The sequence below is a fragment of the Meiothermus taiwanensis WR-220 genome, from assembly GCF_003568585.1.
Classification (GTDB): domain Bacteria; phylum Deinococcota; class Deinococci; order Deinococcales; family Thermaceae; genus Meiothermus; species Meiothermus taiwanensis.
In genome coordinates this window covers 86,101-108,885 of record NZ_CP021131.1, presented here as the reverse complement: position 1 = coordinate 108,885, position 22,785 = coordinate 86,101, and the positions used below count along the sequence as shown (strand labels likewise).

The following is a 22,785-nucleotide window of genomic DNA, read 5'->3' as shown; positions in this document are numbered from 1 at the left end:
TGAAGGGTTTTTGCGGCTTGGACTTGGGCCGGCCGCTGGCCTGCTGTGGGCAAAGGAAGGTTAGCAGAGGGGGTCTTAATTAGGTCTGAACGCATCCAACCGGCTGCGGTACCGCTCGGCCAGCACGGTGTATTGGGCCTCCTCCAGCAGGGCGATGGCCTCCTCGAGGCTGGCCCGTTCGCCGGTAAGCTCGGCCAGGTTGGCCAGCACCGCTGCGGTCAGCACCCACTCCTGCCCGGTTCTGGCCAGCCGCAGGGCCTCTTGGTAGGCAGCTCTGGCCTCCTGGGTCTTTCCTTGGCGGTGGTAAAGGGCCCCCAGGTTGTTCCAAGCCCGTCCCATGGCCTCGAGGTTGCCCTGGGCCAGCTCCAGCGACTCCCGGTAAAGCCGCTCGGCCTCCTCCAGCCGGCCCTGGCGCTCGCGCACCACTCCTAAGTTGAGGCAGACCCGGGCCCGCAGCCCTTTGCGTTCTCCAATTTCCCTGAGCAACTCGTCAAAGGCAGCCTCACCCTGGCCCAGCTCGGCCAGAACTGCTGCCCGGTTGCTCAGGGCCCCCAGGTGGCGCACCTCCTCCCCGGCCATCAAAAAGCGCACCGCCGCCCGGCTAAAAGCCTCGGCCGCCTCCTGCATGCGACCCTGGCCCACCAGCATCATCCCCTGCAGGTTCCAAGCCTCGGCCTGGGCAAAGACTCCACCCTGGGAGGCGGCTTCCACCTCGGCCTGGGCTTCCTTGAAAAGCCCCAGACGTAGCAGCACGCCCCCGCGCAGGGCGCTGCGATCCGGGCCTGGAGGTAGCTCATCCAAAAGCTCCAGGGCTTCTTTATAGCGCCCCAGGCGCTCCAGGGCTCGAGCCCGCAAAAGCAGCACCTCGGTATCTGGGGAAAGCTCGCTCAGTAGCTCCAGGGCCTCCTGGGGGTGCTCGTCCACCTGGGCGCGCACCAGGCGCAGCAGGGCCAGGCGGCCCCTGGCGCGGTCGGTTTCCTCCCAGTGGGCCCGCGAGAGCTTGTACAGGGGTGCTGCCTCGCTCAGGGGAAGCTGGCGGGCCAGCTCGAGGGCTACCTGGCGGGCTGGTAGATTGGTGGGCATCTCCAGTCGGGGCCGCCCCTGAGCGTCCAAAAGCCCCTCCCGTACCAGAAAGTCCAGGGCCTCCGTAGGTAGCTCCAGGAGCTCCACCGCCTTGGAAAACCCCACCAACCCCACGGCGTAGAAGGCCCGGCGCACCTCCCAGGGGAAGGGCCTGAGCTCTGGAACCTCCTCCACTACCTCCTCCACCCCTGGCAGGCTGCGAGCCTGGGCCAGAAGGGCCTGGGCCTCCTCCTCCCACCCCAGCCCGTACAGGGCCTGGGCCCGCTTCAAGTGGGCCTCCCAGAGATCCTGGATGATCGCCTCACGCTGGCTCCAGGCCCACTCTTCGAGCTCGAGGGAAAGTCCATCGTCGGCACCTTCCAGAAAGCGGCCCTGGTAGAGGCGGCGGGCCTCCGCGAGCTGCCCTGCAGCCAGGGCGGCCTTTAGTTCTTTCACGTCCCAGGCCGCCTCAGCCCGCAGCACCTCCCCTCCCTCGAGATGTACCCCTGCCGCCCGCAGCTGGGTAAGGGCTACCGACAGGCTGTTATAGCCGTCGTTGGCCCCGGGCCAGAACAGCTCGACCAGGTGGCGGCGCGAACGCGGACCTTCTGAAAGCAGGTAAGCCAATAGCAACAGCGGCTTCCTTTTGCGAAAGACCTTGCGCTCTACTACATCCGGCAGCTCGAACGACAACTCCCCCAACGTGCGCAGCATGGTTCATACTACATTTTATTCAGCTGTGGGTCTGGGGGCTGCCCTAGCGACACGGGGGCCATGGTATTGACCGGTTACGCCTAACCTGGCCGATCACGAAGCAGACTGGTGTGCTTTTCCGTCTCCAATCCATGGGATCCCTGGCCTTCGCTGTACCTTTTTGGGCGGGGAATTGGTGTCCGTCCTCCCCGGCCCTGGGCCATCCGGTGTCTTGCCCCCTTTCTGGGTTCATCTAGGGGCAAAAGGGGGCAAGATTGGAGCAAGTAGGCCGAAGCAGTTGATGGCGATCTCGCAGCAGCCCATCCCTGATGGCGAGGTGGGCATGGCCCCGATCCAGAGCAAGTGGGTGAAGGAACCCTCAGGGCCCCAGCCGCTCCAGCGCCGCCCGTGCGTCCACCAGCCCTGCCCCGCACTCCGCCCCACTGGGGCGGTTGCACTCTTCGGCGGTGAGGGGCCGGGCGGTTGCTTTCAGGATGGAAAGAACCTCCTCGCGGGTGAGGCTGTACCTCTTGCTCTTCATCAGGGCCACCACCCCGGCCACCTGGGGGGCGGCCATCGAGGTGCCGACCATACCTCCATACTGATACCGACCGTACTGATCCCTGCCCAGGGTACTTACCACCCATTGCTGCTGCCGGTCATCCCCCCCAGGAGCCATCAGGTCGACGCGGGTTCCGTAGTTGGAGTAGTAGGCCCGCCGCCCGCTGGCCTCGGTGGCCCCCACCACAATGACCCCCGGGCAGCTGGCGGGGCTCAGGGTGCTGGCCTCCGCGTTGTAGTTGCCCGCCGCCACCACCACGATGACCCCCCGGCTGTTCACCTCCTGGAGGGCTTCCTGGAGGGCGGGTAGCTCGTTGCAGGGCATCTCCACCCCCAGCGACAGGTTGATGACCTGGGCCGGGTTCCGGTTGGGAGGCACCCCCGTCACCCCCAGCCCGGCGGCCCAGCGCAGGGCATCGATCACATCGGAGAGCGTACCCCGCGCCCCGCTCAGGGCGCGTAGAGGGAGGATGCGGGCCCCCCAGCTCACCCCGGCCACCCCCTGTCCGTTGTTCGTGGCCGCCGCGATGAGGCCGCTCACGTGGCTCCCGTGGTAGGTGGTGTTGGGGCCGGTGTCCTCGGGGTTGGGGTCGCGACCGTCCCCGTCGCCGGAGGTGCAAGCGTCGGAATAGAAGTCGTAGCCGGGGAGGAGCTTGTCCGCGAGATCGGGGTGCGCAGCGACGATCCCGCTGTCCACCACCGCCACCGTGACCGGATGGGTGTACCCCCTCTCAATCTCCCAGGCCTCGGGCAGGCGGAGGGCCTGGTAGTGCCAGCGCTGAGAGGGGTACAGGGTATCGTTGGGGGTGACCGCCTGGGCGGAGAGGAGGTAGTTGGGATGGGCGTAGGCGATCTCGCTTCGCGCTCGTAGGATTCTCAGGGCGGCCAGGGTCTGGGCGGGATCCAGGGGGGCACGGTAGAGGAAGGCCTGGCCCAGGGGGCGCACCTGCTGCAACTCCACCCCGGCCACCGAGAGGCCCTGGAGGGACTGGAGGCTTACCCCTGGCCTGAAGCGCACGATAATTTCGCCCGGTGCGAAGGAGGGCGGGGCCTGCAGGCTGGCTGCGGAGGGGCATGCGCCCGGGGCCAGCGGGGGCTCTGCGGCGGGAGGGGGGGCCGGTGGGGTGCAGGCGGCGAGGCCGAGGACAAGGGCGATTAAGAGCGGAAGCGTGCGCAGCATGGCCTCAGTATGCTGTCCGGGCTGGTAGGGCGTATAAGGGGATTATGAAGGGCTTCAAGCAGATTTTTTATCTTCAGAAACCACTGCCATACCTAGCGAAGGTACCCGACCAAGGGAGCACTTGACACATTCTGTTGAGAAGAAGCTCAATCGCTATGGCGGTACAGAAAAATCAAAAACCTGTCAGCGAGTAGGTTACACAGCCCTGATGTGCGCTTGTATGAATTGCCCTGGAGGTGATTTTATGAAAAAAAGATGGGCGGTTGCGCTTGCCGCGCTGGGTTGTGTTGCCTTAACGCAGGCTGCGCCTCGAGTTGAACTGGTAGGCTTTGCCGTGCTACCTGCCGACATCTTTGCCCAGGGGCCGGCCAGCGGAGCCTTCCGCGAGAACCCCGGTTTCCGTTCTGCCGCTGCACCCTTCTCCGGCCAGCCGGTGCAGGGTTTTAGCGCCATTCAGTTTGGCCCCGGCGGCACCTACTGGGTGCTGTCCGACAACGGCTTCGGCTCCAAGGCCAACAGCCCCGACTACCTCCTGCGGATCTACCAGGTAACCCTCCAGCCCCGCACGGCCCAGGGTGGGCCCGGCACGGTGCAGGTGGGCCCCTTCATCCAGCTGCGTGACCCCAACCGCCGCATTCCCTTTCCCATCCTCAATGAAAACACCCCCGACCGCCTGCTGACCGGTTACGACTTCGACCCCGAGTCCTTTGTCATCGCTGCCGACGGCACGCTGTGGGTTGGGGATGAGTTCGGCCCCTACCTGCTGCACTTCGATGCCCAGGGGGTGCTGCTCGAGCCGCCCTACCCCACCCCCGACTTTGGCCAGGGCAAAGACCCCAGCAGGGACTTTGTTCGCGCCCCACAAAACCCCCAGCTGGTCATGAACCCGGTGGGCCCGGGCCAGCCTTCCCCGGCCAACCTGCCCACCTCGCGAGGCTACGAGGGTATGGCGATTAATCCCGCCAAGACCCGGATCTACGCCATGCTCGAGGGTACCGTAGCCGGCGACCCCGCGGGTACGCTGCGGGTGATGGAATTCGACCCCGCCAGCCGCCGCTTCCTGGGGATGATCGGCCGCTACCAGCTCGACGACCCCGCCAACGCCATTGGGGACTTTGCCGTGATCAACGAGAACGAATACCTGGTGATCGAGCGCGATTCCCAGCAGGGGGCTACGGCCAGAATCAAGCGCATCTACAAGATCGACCTGAGCAGAAGAGATGCCAACGGGATCTTCGCCAAAGAACTGGTGGCTGACCTGCTCAACATCGCAGACCCCCGGGGTCTGGCCCCCAGCACCCAAAATGGTGTGTTCACCTTTCCCTACCTCACCATTGAGGGTGTGATCGTGCTGGATGCCAACACCATCCTGGTCAATAACGACAACAACTACCCCGCCACGGGTGGGCGCGGGCCTGAGGTGCGCGACGCCAACGAGTTTATCTGGCTGCGCCTCCCCACCCCGCTGCGCCCGGCCCCGGGCGTGGGCCGGCAGCCCTAACCTGGCGCCCCCTCTTCACCCCGGCTTGTCGCCGGGGTGATTTTTTTGAGGCTGCCCTCTGTACCGCCGGGTGGCAGGGGAGGGCCACCAGTCTATGGCTGACAGCGGGCCTCCTCTGGCTGGAATCCCCTTGCGGGGCTTTTTGTTTTCGTCTCACATGGGAGGGCCTGTGCTTTGCGCAGGCTCTCTCGGGTTGCAATCCCCTTACGGGGCTTTTTTTGCAATTTGATTGCCTCAAACCGGGATCGTACGGACTTCGGCGGCATGCTGCAATCCCTTTATAGGACTTTTTTAGAACCCCAGACCGCCTTTGGGGCTGGATTGGCCTTATCTATGGCAAAACCTGGCTTTCAAGATGCGCTGTCGACTTGCTCAACGGGGGTATTGTAGCACTTTTCGCAAAACGGTAGTTAGGTGAGATTATCTCTGACAGGCCTGGGGAAAACCTGATGAAGAAGGATTTCTCGGATCGTCCAAATGCGTTCCGTGAGGCCTGCTGCCATAGCCGGGGAGCGAGGCCGGTAGCGCCGCCTGCCGATGGGCTCTGCTAGGGGAAGTCGGAGGGAGCGGTGGGGGCGGGCAAAGTTGTAGACCGTCATCCGCCAGTCACCGCGGTGCTCCCGGGACTCAGGCCTGCGGGCAAAGGCCAGGGTCTTGCGCACGGAGAAGGCGTCCATACGCCGGGCCGTGGCGTTGAGCCGCTCAATGGCAGAGGTGTTAGGGGTGGTGTAGCCCAGACGCTCTAACTCCAGGTCAATGCGCTTGCGACTGCCATGGGCCATGCGCAGTCTGACCTCCACCACCCGCCGGCCCTCACGCCGTTTGAGCACCTGGACATGGGCCTGTCGGCGGGTCAGGCGATAGCGCTCTCGCGGCCTCCTGCCGCGAGCCCCTCGCCGCTTGGGCTGGTAGGGGGTTCCGAAGACTTGCGGGAACAGGGTGGCGTAGCATTCCCAGCCATCGCTGAAGAAGGCCAGATCCTGGAAGTCTCTCAGCCGGGCCTTCCCCCCGCGCAGAAGGCGGCGGGCCAGATCCTCGTTGCGCTCGCCCTGCACCCGCTCCACGATCAGGCGGCTTTTGGGTTCGAGCAGCTCCGCCTCCCAGCAGGGCCGGTTCTTGCTCCCGGCGTACCCGTGCCGCTCGTCGGCCTGCAGGCTGCTGCACACCAGGCCCTGCACCTGCTGGTCATGAAACAGCCGCCCGTGCCGACCCAGGCAGCGTTCCAGTCTGCGCACGCTCTCCCGGCTCACCTTGAGCAGGCGAGCGGTGGCGGCCTGACTGCTGCCCTCGCTCAGTTGCTCTGCGACCGCTACGGCCTTGGATTCGGGCAGTTTACAGTTCCAGAGGGCCGTGCCCTTCCTTTCGCTGAACTCCTGCCCGCAGCTCTTGCAACGCAGGTATCGTATCTTTTCTGCGCTGTACACTTTGCGTACCTTGAGATTGCCTTGTCCGGTTTTCCCGTACAGCTTGCATCCTTCTATCGGGCATGCCAGACTTGAGAGGGGAGGTTTGTTTGTTTTCACACAACGCAATCTGCGTTGAAAACGGCCTCCCCTTCAACCCCTGTCTGGGATAATCTCACTCTACTACCCGCAAAACGGAATGGGTCGTTTTACGAAAGGCATTTTTAGCGCCTGGGGGTGGACGTAACACAGGGGGCTTGGCCGGGGCAAAAGAGCAGAAAGAGCAGTGCTTTCCTTCTACAGAGGCTGCCGCACACGACCCCGACGCTACCGGCGGGATCGCCGGACTCCCTATAATGCGTGCAAACGGGGCAGGTGCGGTGTGTGTGAGGTTGAACGCCGAACAACCCCAGTCTGGTATGCGCCTAGAAGACATCCAGCCCGGTGCTGTCCTGCGAGGCATACTTCCGGATGCGGCCGTATCGGTGGTCAGCGTGCAGTGGCACGGATCGGAGGCCCTGACCCTGGTCTACCGCGACCCGGCCGGTAAGGTGGCCCACGAGCTCCTGTTCCGGCACGACGAGGCCCGCCTCGAGCTCCTCCAGCAGGGCCGCCCGTGGAGCTTCGACGGCGACGGGGCCCTCTTCCGGCTGGTGGCCGAGGCCCAGCGCATCCGCCTGGCCCACCTCTTCGACCCGCTCCTGGCTGTGCACACCTCGCTGGTGGAGCCCCTGCCCCATCAGATCACCGCGGTGTACGAGGCCATGCTGCCGCGCCAGCCCCTGCGCTTTTTGCTGGCCGACGATCCGGGGGCCGGAAAGACCATCATGGCCGGCCTCCTCATCAAAGAGCTGATGGCCCGTGGCGACCTCCAGCGCTGCCTCATCATCTGCCCCGGCAGCCTGGTGGAGCAGTGGCAGGACGAGCTCTCGCGCCGCTTTCACCTGGCCTTTGAGATCCTCACCAACGACAAGCTCGAGGCCGCCCGCACCGGTAACTGGTTCCTGGAAAACCACCTGGTGATTGCCCGGCTCGACAAGCTCGCGCGGGACGGGGCGGTGCAGGCCAAGCTGGCCGCCCCGGACAACCGCTACGACCTGGTGGTGGTGGACGAGGCCCACAAGCTCTCGGCGACCTTCTTCGGAGGGGAGGTCAAGTACACCAAGCGCTACCGGCTGGGCCAGCTCGTCTCCGGCCTCACGCGGCACTTCCTCCTGATGACCGCCACCCCCCACAACGGCAAGGAGGAGGACTTCCAGCTCTTTCTGGCCCTGCTGGATGCCGACCGCTTCGAGGGCCGCTTCCGCGATGGGGTGCACCGGGTGGACACCAGCGACCTGATGCGGCGCATGGTCAAGGAGAACCTGCTGAAGTTCGACGGCACGCCGCTGTTTCCGGAGCGCATCGCCTACACCGTGCCCTACCGGCTCTCGCCCCTCGAGGCCCGGCTGTACAGGGAGGTCACCGAGTACGTGCGCGAGGAGTTCAACCGCGCCGAGGCGCTGCAGAACGACAAGCAGGCGGGCACCGTGGGGTTTGCCCTGACCATCCTGCAGCGGCGGCTGGCCTCCTCGCCCGAGGCCATCTACCAGTCCCTGCGCCGCCGGCGCGAGCGGCTGGAGAAGCGCCTGCGCGAACTCGCGCTGCAGCAGCGGGGCGCCGAGGTGCCCGGCTGGACGGCCCTCGAGCCCGAAGACCTGGAGGATCTGGAGGACGCACCCGAGAACGAGGTGGCCAGCGCCGAGGAGCAGATTCTCGACCAGGCCACGGCCGCGCGCACCATCGGCGAGCTCGAGCGCGAGATCCAGACCCTAGCCCGCCTGGAAGCCCTGGCCGCCGAGGTGCGCCGCAGCGGGGAGGACACCAAATGGCGCGAGCTGTCGCAGCTGCTGGGCGAGCTTTTTGGCGATCGGGCCCGGATGGAACCGCCGAGCGCAGCCGAGGACGGCCCAGCCTCCAAACCCAGGCCCTCGCCCAGCCAGAAGCTGGTGGTCTTCACCGAGCACCGCGACACCCTGGCTTACCTGCAGAGCAAAATCAGCAGCCTCTTTGGCCGTCCCGAAGCGGTGGTGGTGATCCACGGGGGCATGGGCCGCGAGGAGCGGCGCCGGGCCCAGGAGAGCTTTCTGCACGACCCAGAGGTGCGGGTGCTGCTGGCGACCGACGCCGCCGGCGAGGGGATCAACCTGCAGCGCGCGCACCTGATGGTCAACTACGACCTGCCCTGGAACCCCAACCGCCTCGAGCAGCGCTTTGGCCGCATCCACCGCATCGGTCAGACCGAGGTCTGCCACCTGTGGAACCTGGTGGCCCTGGAGACCCGCGAGGGCGATGTGTACTATCGCCTGCTGGAGAAGCTCGAGGAGGCCCGCAAGGCCCTGGGCGGCCAGGTCTTCGACGTGCTGGGCAAACTCCAGTTCGAGGGCCGGCCCCTGCGCGACCTGATGATCGAGGCCATCCGCTACGGCGACCGGCCCGAGGTACGGGCCCGGCTCACCCGCGCCGTCGAGCAGGCCGTGGACCGGGAGCACCTGCGCGACCTGCTGGAGGAGCGGGCCCTGGCCCACGATGTCATGGACAAAAGCCGGGTGGCCCGCATCCGCGAGGAGATGGAGCGGGCCCTGGCCCGGCGCTTGCAGCCGCACTACATCGAGTCCTTCTTCCTCGAGGCCTTCCGCCGCTTGGGCGGCAGGGCCTTTGAACGGGAGCCGCGCCGCTACGAGCTGACCCACGTACCCTCCTCCATCCGCCAGCGCGCCACCGGCGACCCGGTGCTGCCGCGCTACGAGCGCATCGTCTTCGAAAAGCCCCTCATCGCGCCCCCCGGCCAGCCGCTGGCGGCCTTTGTCTGCCCCGGCCATCCGCTGCTCGAGGCGGTGATCGATCTCACCCTCGAGCGCCACCGCGACCTTTTGCGCCAGGGGACGGTGCTGGTGGACGAGTCGGATCCCGGCACCACCCCGCGGGTGCTGTTTTTCCTCGAGCACGCCATCCAGGACGCCAGCCTGCTGCCCTCCGGCGAGCGGCGCACCATCTCGCGCCGCCTGCTCTACGTGGAGATGGACGCCCAGGGCCAGACCCGCCACCTGCAGTACGCGCCCTACCTCGACTACCGGCCCCTGGCCGAGGGCGAACCCGGGGCCGCCTGGCTGCTCGAGCGCCCCGAGCTGGCCTGGCTGACCCGCGACCTCGAGGCCCGGGTGCAGGACTACGCCGTCGCGCAGGTGGTGCCCGAGCATCTGCGCGAGGTGCGCCAGCGGCGGCTGGCCTGGGTCGAGAAGACCCGTGCCGCGGTGAAGGATCGCCTGACCAAGGAGATCGCCTACTGGGATCGCCGCGCCGAGGAGCTCAAGCTCCAGGAGCAGGCCGGTAAGGTGGGCGCCCGGCTCAACTCAGGGGAGGCGCGCCGGCGGGCCGACGAGCTGCAGGCCCGCCTCGAGCGCCGCATGGCCGAGCTGGACCGCGAGGCCCAGATCTCGGCCCTGCCCCCCACGGTGCTGGGGGGTGTGGTGGTGGTGCCCAGGGGCCTGCTGGCGCAGTTGTCCGGGCGGCCGGTCGCCGGGGGCCTTCCCACCGACACCCAGGCCGCCGCCGCGCGGGCCCGCGCCATCGTGATGGAGACCGAGCGCAGCCTGGGCTACGAGCCCGTGGATCTCGAGTTCGAGCGCCTGGGTTACGACATCGAAAGCCGCGACCCCCGCACCGGCCGGCTGCGCTTTATAGAGGTCAAGGGCCGCCTGGACGGGGCCCAGACCGTCACCGTAACCCGCAACGAGATTCTCACCGCCCTCAACAAGCCCGAAGACTTCATCCTGGCCCTGGTGGTCTTCCAGGAGGACGGAAGCCACCAGGTGCGCTACCTGCGCCGCCCCTTCCAGCGCGAGCCCGACTTCGGGGTGACCAGCGTCAACTACGACTTCGCAGAACTGCTGGCTCGAGCAGAGGAGCCGCATTGAACACAGCGGTGGAGAAACCTGTTGTAAGGTTTATGCGATGACGAGGAAGAAGCTCATTGAAGTGGCCCTACCCCTGGAAGCCATCAACACCGCCTCCGCGCGGGAAAAGTCCATCCGCCACGGCCACCCCAGCACCCTGCACCTCTGGTGGGCCCGCCGCCCCCTGGCCTCGGCGCGGGCGGTCATCTTCGCCCAGATGGTGGACGACCCCTCGGCCTGCCCCGAGGAGTTCCCCACCGAGGCGGCCCAGGCCGAGGAGCGCGAGCGCCTTTTCCGCCTGATAGAAAAGCTGGTGCAGTGGGAAAACACCAACAACGAAGACTTGTTGCAGGAGGCCCGGCAGGAGATCTGGAAGAGCTGGCAAAGGGCCTGCTGCGACAACGCCCACCATCCCCGAGCCGAAGAGCTTTTCAACCCCAATCGCCTCCCCGCCTTCCACGACCCCTTCGCCGGAGGCGGCGCCCTGCCCCTGGAAGCCCAGCGCCTGGGCCTCGAGGCCTACGCCAGCGACCTGAACCCGGTGGCCGTGCTCATCAACAAGGCCATGATCGAGATTCCCCCCCGCTTTGCGGGCAGGCCCCCGGTGAACCCCGAGGCCCGGACGAAAGAGGCCCTTATGGAGCGGGAGTGGAAAGGGGCCCGGGGCCTGGCCGAGGACGTGCGCTACTACGGGAAGTGGATGCGCGACGAGGCCGAACGGCGCATCGGCCACCTGTACCCCAAGGTGAAGATCACCCCCGAGATGGCCCAGGAACGGCCCGACCTCAAGCCCCTGGTGGGCCAGGAGCTTACCGTTATCGCCTGGATTTGGGCCCGCACCGTGCGGAGCCCCAACCCGGCCTTCGGCCACGTGGAAGTGCCACTGGCCTCCACCTTCATCCTATCCAGCAAGCCCGGCAAGGAGGCCTATGTGGAGCCGGTAGTGGAAGGCGACCGTTACCGCTTTACGGTGAAGGTGGGCAAGCCGCCGGAAGGGGCTAAAAACGGCACCAAGCTGGCGCGAGGCGCGAACTTCCGCTGCATCCTGTCGGGTACGCCCATTGAGCCGAACTACATCAAAGCGGAAGGCCAAGCTGGGCGCATGGGCGCGCGGCTGATGGCGATTGTGGCTGAAGGCCCGCAAGGCCGTGTATACTTGGCACCCATCAGAGAACATGAAGCCAGTGCACGTGAAGCGCTGCCTCAATGGAAACCGTCTGGCGATGTACCAGCGCGCTTGACTGGCGGTACATGTGTGCCTTACGGCATGCGTCAATGGGGCGACCTCTTCACCCCCCGCCAACTGGTGGCGCTGACCACCTTTTCCGACCTGGTGGACGAAGCCATCGCCAAGGTGCGGGAGGATGCCATTCAAGCTGGCCTGCCAGATGATGGTATTGGGCTGGATGAGGGCGGCACAGGTGCCACTTCCTATGCCCAGGCGGTAGGGGTGTATTCGGCGCTTGCTGTTGATAAGGGAGCAAATTACTGGTCTAGCTTATGTTCTTGGAATTCAGGTTTTGAAAAAATTACAAGTACTTACGGCCGCCAGGCAATACCGATGGTATGGGATTTTGCAGAGGCCAACCCATTCAGTGAATCGTCTGGAAACTTGCTTAGCGGCTTTGAACAGGCGGCAAAACTTCTTGGAAACATAACAACAGATTGGATTGGGCGGGCTGGACAATCTGATGCCCAAACCCAAAACATCAGCAAAGACAAAATCGTCTCTACTGACCCCCCCTACTACGACAACATCGGCTACGCCGATCTTTCCGACTTCTTCTATGTCTGGCTCCGCCGTTCTTTGCGCCCGGTTTTCCCTGAGCTATTCGCCACTATGGCTGTTCCCAAGGCGGAGGAGCTCGTAGCCACGCCCTACCGGCATGGGGGCAAGGAAGAGGCGGAGAAGTTCTTTCTGGAGGGCATGACCAAGGCCCTGGCCCGCCTGGCGGAGCAGGCGCACCCGGCTTTTCCGGTCACCATCTACTACGCCTTCAAGCAGTCGGAAAGCGAAGGGAACGGCGAGGCCCGGCGCACGGGGTGGGAAACCTTTCTGGAAGCTGTTATCCGCGCAGGGTTTTCCATCACGGGCACCTGGCCCATGCGCACGGAGTACACGGGTAACCTCAAGAAAAATGTTGCTGCTCTAGCCTCAAGCATCGTCCTGGTCTGCCGCAAGCGCCCGGAGAACGCCCCCACCGCCACCCGGCGCGAGTTCCTCTCGGCCCTCAAGGAGGAGCTTCCCAAAGCCCTTCGCCTTCTCCAGGCGGGCAACATCGCCCCTGTGGATCTGGCCCAGGCGGCCATCGGGCCGGGGATGGCGGTGTACACGCGCTATGCCAAAGTGCTGGACGCGGAGGGCCGCCCGGTTGCCGTGCGAGAAGCCCTGAGCCTTATCAATCAGGTGCTGGACGAGGCCCTGGCGGAGCAGGAGGGCAACTTTGACCCCGACACCCGCTGGGCCCTGGCCTGGTTTGAGCAGTTTGGGTTTGGCGAGGGGGAGTTCGGCGTGGCCGAAACCCTTACCAAGGCCAAGAACACCAGCGTGGCCGGGCTGCTGGAGGCCGGCATCCTGGAGTCGGCGCGGGGGAGGGTGCGGCTGCTCGAACCGAAGGAGCTGCCCGAAGACTGGGATCCGGCCCTGGACGAGCGCTTTCCGCACTGGGAGGTGCTGCACCATCTCATCCGCCGCCTGGAACAGGGGGGCGAAGAGGCCGCCGCCGAGCTGGTAGCCAGGCTGGGCAGCCAGGCCGAGACCGCCCGTGAGCTGGCCTACCGGCTCTACACCATCTGCGAGCGCAAAAACTGGGCCAGCGAAGCGCTTTTGTACAACGCCCTGGTGCAGAGCTGGCCCGAGATTGTGCGGCTGGCAGGGGAGAGGGACAAGGAAACCCAGGCCCAGGCGGGGCTGTTTGCAGTGCAGGAGTAAGACTGTATGGCTATTACCAACCGTGAACGCGTGGGCAAAGCATTGGACTTGCTGCGGGAGGGGCTGGCCCCTTTCGTGGAGCGCGAGGTGCAGGAGGCCATCCGGGCGGGCGCGGTGAACATGGAAACCGTGCGCCGCTTCGCCGAAGACCCCATGCTGCGGGATAAACCCATCGCCGAGTGGGACAGCGCGGGCCTGCTGAAGCTGATGTGGGATACCTGGAACGAGGTCTTCCGCAACACCCTGGGCTTTCCCGAGCGCAGCCTGGTGAGTGAGCTGCGCGACTGGCGCAACAAGTGGGCACACCAGGAGGCTTTTTCCAGCGACGATGCCTATCGTGCGCTGGACTCGGCGGCCCGGCTCTTGAGCGCTGTTTCGGCCCCGCAGGCCGATGAGATCGAGCGGATGAAGATGGATCTGCTGCGGCTGCGCTTCGACGAGCAGGTGCGGGGGGAGAAGCGCAAGGCGGGCGGTTCGCTGATCGAGGTGGCGGCCAGCGGGGAGCTCAAGCCCTGGCGGGAGATCGTGACCCCCCACCCCGACGTGGCCAGCGGGCGCTACCAGCAGGCCGAGTTCGCCGCCGACCTCTGGCAGGTGCACTTAGGCGAGGGGAGCGACGAGTACCGCAAGCCCGAGGAGTTTTTCCGCCGCACCTACCTTACCGAAAGCCTGAAGCGGCTGCTGGTGGGTGCGGTGGAGCGGCTCTCGGGCAAGGGCGGCGACCCGGTGGTGCAGCTCCAGACCAACTTTGGTGGTGGCAAGACCCACTCCATGCTGGCGCTGTACCACCTGTTCTCCGGGGCCAAGCCCGCGGAGCTGCCCGGGGTGGATGCCCTGCTGGCCGAGGCCGGCGTGCAGGAACTGCCGCGGGTGCGCCGGGTGGTGCTGGTGGGCAACAAAATCTCACCCGGCAACCCCGTGACCAAGCCCGACGGCACGGTGGTGCGCACCCTGTGGGGCGAACTGGCTTGGCAGCTCGGGGGCCGGGAGGCCTACGCCCGCATCGCCGAGGACGACAAAAACGCCACCAGCCCCGGCGACCGGTTGCGTGAGCTCTTCAACGCCTATGGCCCCTGCCTCATCCTGATTGACGAGTGGGTGGCCTACGCCCGCCAGCTCCACGACCAGAGCGACCTGCCGGGCGGGAGCTTCGAGACCCAGTTTTCCTTTGCCCAGGCCCTGACCGAGTCGGCCAAGCTGGCCAAGAACTGCCTGTTGGTGATCTCGCTGCCCGCCTCGGACACGGCGGGCGCCCAGGCCGACGATGTCGAGGTGGGGGGCCTGCGCGGGCGGGAGGCCCTCGAGCGCCTGCGCAACGTGGTGGGGCGCCTGGAGTCGTCGTGGCGGCCGGCCAGCGCCGAGGAGGGCTTCGAGATCGTGCGGCGCCGGCTGTTCCAGCCCCTCTCGGGGCCGGAGGCCTTCAAGCTGCGCGATGTCACCGCGCGGGCCTTTGCCGATTTCTACCGGGCGCACGCGGCGGAGTTCCCCTCCGAATGCCCCACTTCCGACTACGAGAGGCGCATCCAGGCGGCTTTCCCCATCCACCCCGAGATCTTCGACCGGCTGTACGAGGACTGGTCCACCCTGGTCAAGTTTCAGCGCACCCGTGGTGTGCTGCGGCTGATGGCGGCGGTCATCCATACCCTGTGGGAGAAAGGCGACCGCAGCCCGCTGATCCTGCCCTCCACCATTCCCATGGACGACCCGCGCGTGCAGTTCGAGCTAACCCGCTACCTGTCCGACAACTGGGTGCCCATCATCCAGAAGGACGTGGACGGGCCCAACTCCCTGCCCCTGCGCATCGACGCCGAGGTGGCCATCCTGGGCAAGCTATCGGCCACGCGGCGGGTGGCCCGCACCATCTACCTGGGCTCCGCGCCCAAGGCGGGCGCGGCCCACCGGGGCCTGGAGGATCGCCGGGTGAAGCTGGGGTGCGTGCTGCCGGGGGAGTCGCCGGCGGTGTTTGGGGATGCCCTGCGCCGCCTGGCCGCAAGGGCCACCTACCTTTACCAGGACGGGCCGCACTTCTGGTACGACACCCAGCCCACCGTGACCAAGCTGGCCGAAGACCGCGCCGAGGAGCTGAAGCGCAACCCCGATAAAGTAGCCGGAGAGCTGGAAAAACGCCTGCGCGCCGAGCTTAGAACCACCGGGGAGTTTTCCCGGGTGCACCCGCTGCCGCGCTCGGGCGCCGACGTGCCGGACGACCTGGATACCCGGCTGGTGGTGCTGCCGCCGGACTACCCCTACAGCAAGGAAGAGGGTAGCCCCGCGGAGAGGGCGGCCCAGGCCATCCTCGAGTCGCGCGGCCATGCGCCCCGGCTCTACCGCAACACCCTGGTGTTTCTGGCTGCCGATAAGGTGCGGCTACAGGATCTGGACGAAGCCCTGCGCAAATTCCTGGCCTGGGACTCCATCTTTAGCGAGCGGGAAACCCTTAACCTCTCGCCCTTTCAGGCCAAGCAGGCCGAAACCCAGCGCAGAGCCGCCGACCAGGCCGTAACCGCCCGGATTCCCGAGGCCTACTGCTGGCTGCTGGTGCCCGAGCAAAAAACCCCCCAGTCCGGGATCACCTGGCAGGCCCTGCGCCTCTCCGGCAACGAGGCCCTGGCGGCCAGGGCCAGCAAAAGGCTCAAGAACGAGGAGCTGCTGGTCACCAGCCTCGGCGCTACCATCCTGCGCAAGCACCTGGACGAGGTGCCCCTCTGGCGCGGCGATCACGTGCCCGTGCGGCAGCTTGTGCAGGACTTCGCCACCTATCTCTACCTGCCCCGCCTGGCCGGCCCCGGGGTGTTGCTGAGCGCCATCTCGAACGGCCTTTCCATGCTCACCTGGCAGAGCGAGACCTTCGCCTATGCCGAGGGCTACGACGAGGCCGAGCAACGCTACCGTGGCCTGCGCGGGGGTCAGGCCCTGCCGCTTACCCCCGAGGATACCGGCCTCCTGGTCAGGCCGGAGGTGGCCGCCCGCCAGATGGAGCGGGAAAAACCGCCGGTCGTGAGCGCGGGCAGCCCTACCGGCATCACTCCAGGAGAGGGAGAGAAGAAGCCCGCGCTGGAGGATCCCAGGCCCCCGCTGCCGCCAAAACCCAAAAACACCCGCTTTTACGGCAGCGTGCGCTTGAATCCCACGAGGGTAGGGGCCGAGGCCGGCCGGATTGCCGAGGAGATCATCGCCCACCTGGCAGGGCAGGGGGCCCGGGTGGAGGTGACCCTGGAGATCCGGGCCCAGCACCCTTCGGGCTTCGGCGAGCAGCTCATACGGACGGTGCGGGAGAACAGCCAGGCGCTCAGGCTCGAGCAGTTTGGCTTCGAGGACGAGTGACCGCGCGGGATGCCAGCACCCCACCGGGTCGGGGAGCTCTACCAACCGCTACAGGCCTATACCTTGCTATATAAGCACTGCAATGTACAATTAGCAAGGTGATAATCCGCAGGCTGCAGCCCATCCTGGAAGACCGCCTGGCCCGCTCGTCGGTGGTCGTCCTGACGGGGCCGCGTCAGGCGGGCAAGACCACCCTGGCCTTGACGGTGGGGGAGGCGATGGGGGCCCTTTATCTGGACCTCGAGTCCGACCGGGATCGGGCCAGGCTGCTGGAACCCGAACTCTACCTTGAAACCTACCTGAACCGCACTTTAATTCTGGACGAGATACACCGGATGCCCCAACTTTTCCCCCTCCTGCGCAGCCTGGTGGATCGGGCCAGGCGGCAGGGCCGGAGGAACGGTCTGTATCTCCTTCTGGGCTCGGTCTCGCCCGAGGTGTCCCGTCAGGCCGGGGAGAGTCTGGCGGGCCGGGCCAGCTACCTCGAGCTTGCCCCCTTCGATTCCTTGGAGGTGGGCAGTGAAGCCCTGGAGACGCTCTGGCTCCGCGGGGGTTTTCCCGAGAGCTATCTGGCCCCGGACGAGGAAGCGAGTTTCCGCTGGCGGCAGGACTTTCTGAGGGCCTATGTGGAACGGGAGATACCCCTCCTGGGAGGCAGACTTCCGGTGGAGACGGTGCGCCGTCTCCTCACCATGCTGGCCCACCTCCAGGGGGAACTCCTGAACCTTTCCCGTCTGGCCGGGAGCCTGGGCCTGGACGGCCGCACGGTAGGCCGCTACCTGGATCTGCTGGCCGACCTCTACCTGCTGCGAAGGCTGCCCCCCCTGGAGGCCAATGTGGGCAAGCGACTGATCAGGAGCCCCAAAGTGTATCTGCGCGATAGCGGGCTGGTTCATGCCCTTCTGGGCCTGCGAACCCTGGACGATCTCCTGGGGCATCCGGTGGTGGGGGCGAGCTGGGAGGGTTTTGTGGTGGAGAACCTTCTCAGAGTGTTGCCAGAAGGGGGAGAGGCCTACTTCTACCGCACCCGGGCGGGGGCCGAGGTGGATCTGGTGCTGCGCTTAGGCTCAGGAGAGATGTGGATGATAGAGATCAAGCGGAGCCTGACCCCCAAACCCAGACCGGGCTTTCGCACGGCTTTGGGGGATCTGAAGCCCAGCCGGGCTTTTGTGGTTTATCCAGGTGATGAAGTTATACCCGTGGGGGAGGGGGTGGAGGCGACACCTCTTCCCCTTCTCATGACCCGACTGTGGGATGGCAGCTGAGGTGTTGGTAAAAGCCTTAAGCTTCCAGACACCAATCAGCCGGGTTCGTGCGGGGGAAGCGCGCGATGGGTGCCCGGCCAGCAACGCCGAGCCCACACCAAATCTACCTACATAGTGCATAAGTAGTATGTCTAGAAAAACCACCCCCACCTGCGTCTGGAGGTACGCCGACAGCGCTACCACCTGCAAGGAAGCCAATGGAAGCTTCCCCAGGTTGGAGGCTTTGCAAGAGCGTCTGGCGGGGCCGTGTCCCTAGCGCCAGGAGCGCCTCGAGATCATCTCGAGGGTGGCGAGGTTCAGGCGGGTTTCCAATGTGGGACTATCTACCTAAAGTTTGGTATGGCCGCGCGGGATGCCAGCACCCCACCGAGTCAGGGACTGTGCGAGTAGCTGCCCGGGATACAAACTTGTCGCTTGCCGGTGGCCGTGGGATTAGGCTCGAGCACCGGCGGGTATGTCCAGTGACTGTAAAGAAGCTGCCCTCAGTTGTGCAAAATAACCCAAGATACTTTGACAAGCTGCTAATCTTTAGCAGTATGAGAAATCGTTGCATGGGGTTTATATTGCCGCTGCTACTGGCAGCTTCCTGGGCCGCTTGCATACCCAAACAGAGCCCCCAGGGCGTACCCCCGCCCATCGATCGGTACCGCTTTGTCTTCCTGGTGGATACCTCGGGCTCCATGATGGGCCTGGGGGATGGGAAGGCGATTATTTTCCCCAAGGTGCAGGCCGAACTGGTGCGTTTCCTGAGAACCCTGCCCGCCTCGGAGGTGGTGTTTGTGCCCTTTCACCAGGGGCCCCAGGGGGAGCGTCGCTTCCGCCTGCCCGATGAGCTAAAGCAGGCGGTGGCCTATGTGCAGAACCTCAAGGCCGATGGACAGAACACCTGGATCTACCGCACCCTGATGTCCACCCTGAGGTCCACTCCACCCAGGGAAGGGGTGGCGACCATCTACTACATCTTCACCGACGGGGTGGACAACGACCGCCAGGGGCCCTTCCGCATGACCGATGTGGTGCAGACCCTCCGGCTCCAGCAGGGGCCCTACGACTGGGTGTACTACATTGCCCTGGGGGCCTCGGTGCCGGAGGAGGTGCGCCGGGGACTGGGCAGCCTGCCGCGCACGCGCGTGCAGCAGGCCGGGGTAGGGGAGGTACCCACCCTGGGGGCCTACACCTTCAAGCCCACGGCGCTTCAGCTCGGCAACCTGATGCAGTCCCCCGAGGCCCGGGTGGAGGTGGCCCTCGAGGCCCAGGGCCAGCCCCGGCCTCTGCGTTTGGCTTTGGACGATGCGAACCTGCAGAAGCAGGGGGCCTTCCTGGAGGTCTCCCCCAACCGGCTGGAGGCGGGCAACCACACCCTCACCTTCCGCCTGCGGGGCCAGGGCCTCAGGGAAGGGGAGTACACGGCCTGGCTCTGCCTCGAGGCCGCCGAGGGCACCTTAGTGCGCCCGGAGGCCGTTCCGCTGCGCTTCGCCTACCACCCCCCCGCGGCCTACACCCTGCGGCCCGAGAACACCCCCGAGCGGCTGGATCTGCGCCCTGGGGAGAGTGCCACCCTGCAGTACCGGCTGGAGGGCAACGCCTGGGCCAGGGAGCCCCTCTCCCTGAACCTCGAGGCTCCCAAGGGCCTCGAGGCCACCTTAAACGGGCAGAAAGGCCCCGTGGAGCTGAGGCCGGGGGAGGGGCTCGAGGTACGCCTCACCAACCAGGGCCTGGCTCCCGGACAGAACGCGCAGCTCAGCTTCCAGGCCCAGGCCCCTCCCGGCAGCCAGCTCAACCCCCTGCCCCCCCTGCCGTCTGTAACCCAGCCCAAGACCCTCTGGGAAAGGCTCCTGGACTACTGGTGGCTTATTCTGCCGCTGCTGCTCCTTTTTGCCTTCCTTCTGGTGCGCTGGCTGGCGGCTCAGCGGCCCTGGGGCCAGGGCAAGTACATTGGGCCCCCTCCGGATTGTGCGGAAAAAACCCTAAACCTCAAAGGCCGGTTTGACCTGGGGCGGGTGGATTCAAACCTCAAAGGTGTGAAGGTGTATCAAAAAGGTGAAAATGTAGCCTTCAATCTGCCCTCTCATCTCGAGGCCAAATACGAAAACAAATGGCAACGGAAAACGCTCCTGGAAAGTGATGAACCCATTTCTCGCGGCACCCGGATTTACTTCTATGACGGCCAGCAGGAGATTGCAAGTTTCGTAGTTGAATCCTGAGGAACGAGTCGTATGGAGACAAAAAAGCTTAAACGCACGGTTCTGATCGGCCTGGGCGGGACGGGCAAGCGGGCCCTTCTCTACGCCAAGAAGAAGCTGCTCGAGGCGTTTGGCGAGGAGCCCCCTCTGGTCAAGTTTCTGCTCATCGACACCACGGCCGCCAACAACGATCACCTTCTCACCGCCGACGGCAAAAAGGCCCGCCTGCAGGCCAGCGAGATCCTACACATCGAGGCGCGGGGTGCAAGCCTGCTGCCCAAGGTGCACGACGAGATCCGCGAGTGGTTCCCCCCCAAGGCCGACCTCAAGGCCAACATCCTGGCCGGGGCCGGGCAGATCAGGGCCCTGGGCCGCCTGGCCCTCTTCGCCAACGCCAGCCTGGTCTACGAGAACCTGCGCGACCTGCTGGCCCTGGCCCGCGACTACAAGGACGAGCGCCCCAGCGGGGAGCGTCACTACATCTACGAGCCCTACACCCCCCACCTCACGGTGGCGGTGGTGGGCTCCCTGGCGGGGGGTACGGGTTCGGGCACCTTCCTGGACGTGGCCTTCCTCCTGCGCCAGCTCATGAAGGACGAGGATCAGCTCTTCGGCTACTTCCTCCTGCCCGATATCTACACCAACCGCCCCGGCACCCAGAACGTGGAGGCCAACGCCTATGCAGCCCTGAAGGAGCTGGATCACTTCATGAACTTCAGGGAGAACCTGAGCTACACCCTGGGCGGGCGGCGCATCCAGGTGGAGAAAAAGCCCTTCGACATGGTTTTTCTGGTCAACCGGCAGAACCGCGCCGGGAAGACCTTCAACGAGGTGGACGACCTGACCGAGCTCCTGGGTCTGGGGCTCTTCCTCCAGGCGGGCCCTATGGGCAAGGAGCAGGCCGATGTGTTCGACAACATCGCCCACCAGCTCAACGAGCAGAAGGGGCGCTACTACGGCAAGACTGCCCACTACGCCAGCTTTGGGGCGGCGGAGCTGCGCTTTGAGCTGGAGAAGGTGCTGGGGGCAGCGCGAAAGCAGGCCACGGCCAGGGCCATCCAGGAGCTCCTGGCCGAGAACCCACCCTGGGAGCCGGCCGGGCTACGGCAGGACATTGAGAAGGCTCTGGGGCAGAGCCCCCCGGAGCCGGAGGAGCTTCCCCGGGTGCGGGGCGCCTCGAGCCCGGAGGAGAATGGGCGGGTCATCTCAGAGCTCGAGGCGGCCCTGAACCTCCTCAAAAACCGGGCCAGGGAGGCCGCCCGGACTGCCTGGGAAGAAACCCGCCTCGAGCCCTGGCTCTACCTGGAGGAGGCCTTCCGCGACTACCCCCTGGGGGGTCTGGTTCGGGGGATGGAGTGGCTGAAGGAGGAGCTGAATAAAAGCAAAGACGCCCTCAAGGCTAAAGCGGAAGAAAGCGAGCAAAGCCTGCAAGAAAGCCTGGATTCACTAAAGCGGCGGTTTGGCCTGTCCCAACCCAAGGGATTCCGCTGGCCCTGGAACCCGCCCCCATCCGTACCCCTGCTTACGAGCGCACGCGTCAACGATACGCTGAATCTGGCCTGGGATGTGGGCATTGCCCAGGCCCGCGTGGAGCTGGCCCAGGAACTCCTGAGGCAGTTGGAAGCAACCCTGGAGCGCATAAAAACGCTGCATCGGCGCCTGAGTAACCACGCGCAGGCCGCCCCTTCTGCTGCTTCGACCCCCGTCCCAGGCTGGGATCGCGCTCCCTTCACCCTCACCCTGCCCCCGCCCTACCTGGCCCGGGAGCCCCAGGCCGTCCAGGAGGGGCGGGTGGAGCTTCAGTCCCTGAAGCAGCAAGGCCTCCGGGCTCTGCTGGAAAACACCGACGAGGTTCTGCAGGCTTTGAACCCGGGGGAAGTCGGCCTGTCGGACTGGCTGCGCGGAGCGCTGCAAAGCGGGGACGAGGCCCTGAAGGAGTCGATCAAGCGGGCTTTCCGCGAGCTGGATCAGCTGGCCGCCCCCGCCTGGGACTACCAGGACGCCTGGGTCTCCAACCCCAACCTGGGCTACCGGGAGATGGTCTCCATCCTGGGGGTGGGGGAGAAGGATGGTTTCCACGATCCCCTCGAGGTCTCCGAGGATCTCCTGAACATCCTGGCGGGCAACATCCACGAGCGGAGCAAGCTCCAGAAGGTCTCCACCGGAGATGGGCGGCGGGTGCTGCTTTACCGCATCGAGGCCTCCATCCCGGCCTTTGCCCTGCGGGGTATTGAGGTCTATCGGGAGAAGTATCAGACCCTTTCCAAAGACCGCAGCTTCCACCTGCACCGTGCCTGGGAGGAGGGCCTCGAGGATCTCTTTCCCCTGCCCGACCCCGAGGAGGCCGCCCGGATATGGACCCAAGCCCGCCTCTTGGGCATCATCCGCGAGAACAAGGGGGAGTACAGCTACGAGGACACCCGCGAGGTGGGTGGGCGGCGCGTGACCCTGGGCGGTGCGCCCGGAGAAGCCTTTGAGGCCTTTGCCCAGGACTTCTTTGCCTTCAAAGAGGTGGAGGGGCAGGTGGTGAAAAAGGATCGGGCCCTGCGGCGGGAGCGCCTGCAGGAGTACCTGGAAAAAGTGCGGGAGGCTTTGGAAAGCCGCGAGAACCTGCAAAGCGGGGAGTCCTGGACGGAGAAGGATCGGAAGGTCTTTATTCGGGAGAAGGAGGCGCTTCAGGCCCTGCTGGAGGAGCTAAGGCGCTTTAACCCCCGCAGCGGCCAGGATCTTTTCCCCTCCCTCTAGC

General features: G+C 65.7%; 10 protein-coding genes. 7 read left to right on the top strand and 3 right to left on the bottom strand.

Annotated features, from left to right (window positions below):
• Positions 1-75 precede the first annotated feature (75 nt).
• On the bottom strand, positions 76-1,776 hold the full coding sequence (locus tag MTAI_RS14300) for a tetratricopeptide repeat protein (RefSeq protein ID WP_027888916.1): 1,701 nt from the start codon (positions 1,774-1,776) through the stop codon (positions 76-78).
• Positions 1,777-2,134: 358 nt separating this feature from the next.
• The gene (locus MTAI_RS14295) at positions 2,135-3,496 is read right to left on the bottom strand and encodes a S8 family peptidase (RefSeq protein ID WP_051349857.1); all 1,362 of its coding nucleotides are present in this window, start codon (positions 3,494-3,496) and stop codon (positions 2,135-2,137) included.
• A 244-nt stretch (positions 3,497-3,740) separates the two neighbouring features.
• Between MTAI_RS14295 and MTAI_RS14290 the strand changes: the two genes are divergently transcribed.
• The gene (locus tag MTAI_RS14290; protein WP_027888917.1) at positions 3,741-4,997 is read left to right on the top strand and encodes an esterase-like activity of phytase family protein; all 1,257 of its coding nucleotides are present in this window, start codon (positions 3,741-3,743) and stop codon (positions 4,995-4,997) included.
• 410 nt (positions 4,998-5,407) lie between these two features.
• Here the strand turns inward: MTAI_RS14290 and MTAI_RS15445 are convergent, their stop codons facing one another.
• Positions 5,408-6,421: a hypothetical protein gene (locus tag MTAI_RS15445; RefSeq protein WP_245453155.1), complete on the bottom strand. Its 1,014-nt coding sequence runs from the start codon at positions 6,419-6,421 to the stop codon at positions 5,408-5,410.
• A 398-nt stretch (positions 6,422-6,819) separates the two neighbouring features.
• On the opposite strand from MTAI_RS15445, the gene MTAI_RS14280 reads away from it, so the two are divergent.
• The 6 genes from MTAI_RS14280 to MTAI_RS14255 all read left to right on the top strand — a co-directional run bounded on the left by MTAI_RS14280 (position 6,820) and on the right by MTAI_RS14255 (position 22,784).
• Positions 6,820-10,356, top strand: coding sequence for a helicase-related protein (locus MTAI_RS14280; RefSeq protein WP_027888725.1), 3,537 nt, complete (start codon positions 6,820-6,822; stop codon positions 10,354-10,356).
• Positions 10,357-10,393: 37 nt separating this feature from the next.
• Entirely contained in the window at positions 10,394-13,267 is a 2,874-nt protein-coding gene (locus MTAI_RS14275; protein ID WP_027888724.1) for a DUF1156 domain-containing protein, read from the top strand.
• A 6-nt stretch (positions 13,268-13,273) separates the two neighbouring features.
• Entirely contained in the window at positions 13,274-16,591 is a 3,318-nt protein-coding gene (locus MTAI_RS14270; protein ID WP_027888723.1) for a Swt1 family HEPN domain-containing protein, read from the top strand.
• 98 nt (positions 16,592-16,689) lie between these two features.
• Positions 16,690-17,856: an ATP-binding protein gene (locus MTAI_RS14265; RefSeq protein WP_027888722.1), complete on the top strand. Its 1,167-nt coding sequence runs from the start codon at positions 16,690-16,692 to the stop codon at positions 17,854-17,856.
• A gap of 536 nt (positions 17,857-18,392) precedes the next feature.
• Entirely contained in the window at positions 18,393-20,060 is a 1,668-nt protein-coding gene (locus tag MTAI_RS14260; protein ID WP_245392020.1) for a vWA domain-containing protein, read from the top strand.
• 12 nt (positions 20,061-20,072) lie between these two features.
• Positions 20,073-22,784: a tubulin-like doman-containing protein gene (locus MTAI_RS14255; RefSeq protein WP_027888721.1), complete on the top strand. Its 2,712-nt coding sequence runs from the start codon at positions 20,073-20,075 to the stop codon at positions 22,782-22,784.
• The last annotated feature ends 1 nt before the right edge of the window (position 22,785 follow it).

Excerpts from the sequence above, each read along its gene's own strand:
- MTAI_RS14275 (WP_027888724.1), top strand. The coding sequence starts at position 10,394 with ATGACGAGGAAGAAGCTCATTGAAGTGGCCCTACCCCTGGAAGCCATC.
- MTAI_RS14270 (WP_027888723.1), top strand. The coding sequence starts at position 13,274 with ATGGCTATTACCAACCGTGAACGCGTGGGCAAAGCATTGGACTTGCTG.
- MTAI_RS14280 (WP_027888725.1), top strand. The coding sequence starts at position 6,820 with ATGCGCCTAGAAGACATCCAGCCCGGTGCTGTCCTGCGAGGCATACTT.
- MTAI_RS14255 (WP_027888721.1), top strand. The coding sequence starts at position 20,073 with ATGGAGACAAAAAAGCTTAAACGCACGGTTCTGATCGGCCTGGGCGGG.
- MTAI_RS14295 (WP_051349857.1), bottom strand. The coding sequence starts at position 3,496 with ATGCTGCGCACGCTTCCGCTCTTAATCGCCCTTGTCCTCGGCCTCGCC.
- MTAI_RS14300 (WP_027888916.1), bottom strand. The coding sequence starts at position 1,776 with ATGCTGCGCACGTTGGGGGAGTTGTCGTTCGAGCTGCCGGATGTAGTA.
- MTAI_RS14290 (WP_027888917.1), top strand. The coding sequence starts at position 3,741 with ATGAAAAAAAGATGGGCGGTTGCGCTTGCCGCGCTGGGTTGTGTTGCC.
- MTAI_RS14260 (WP_245392020.1), top strand. The coding sequence starts at position 18,393 with ATGAGAAATCGTTGCATGGGGTTTATATTGCCGCTGCTACTGGCAGCT.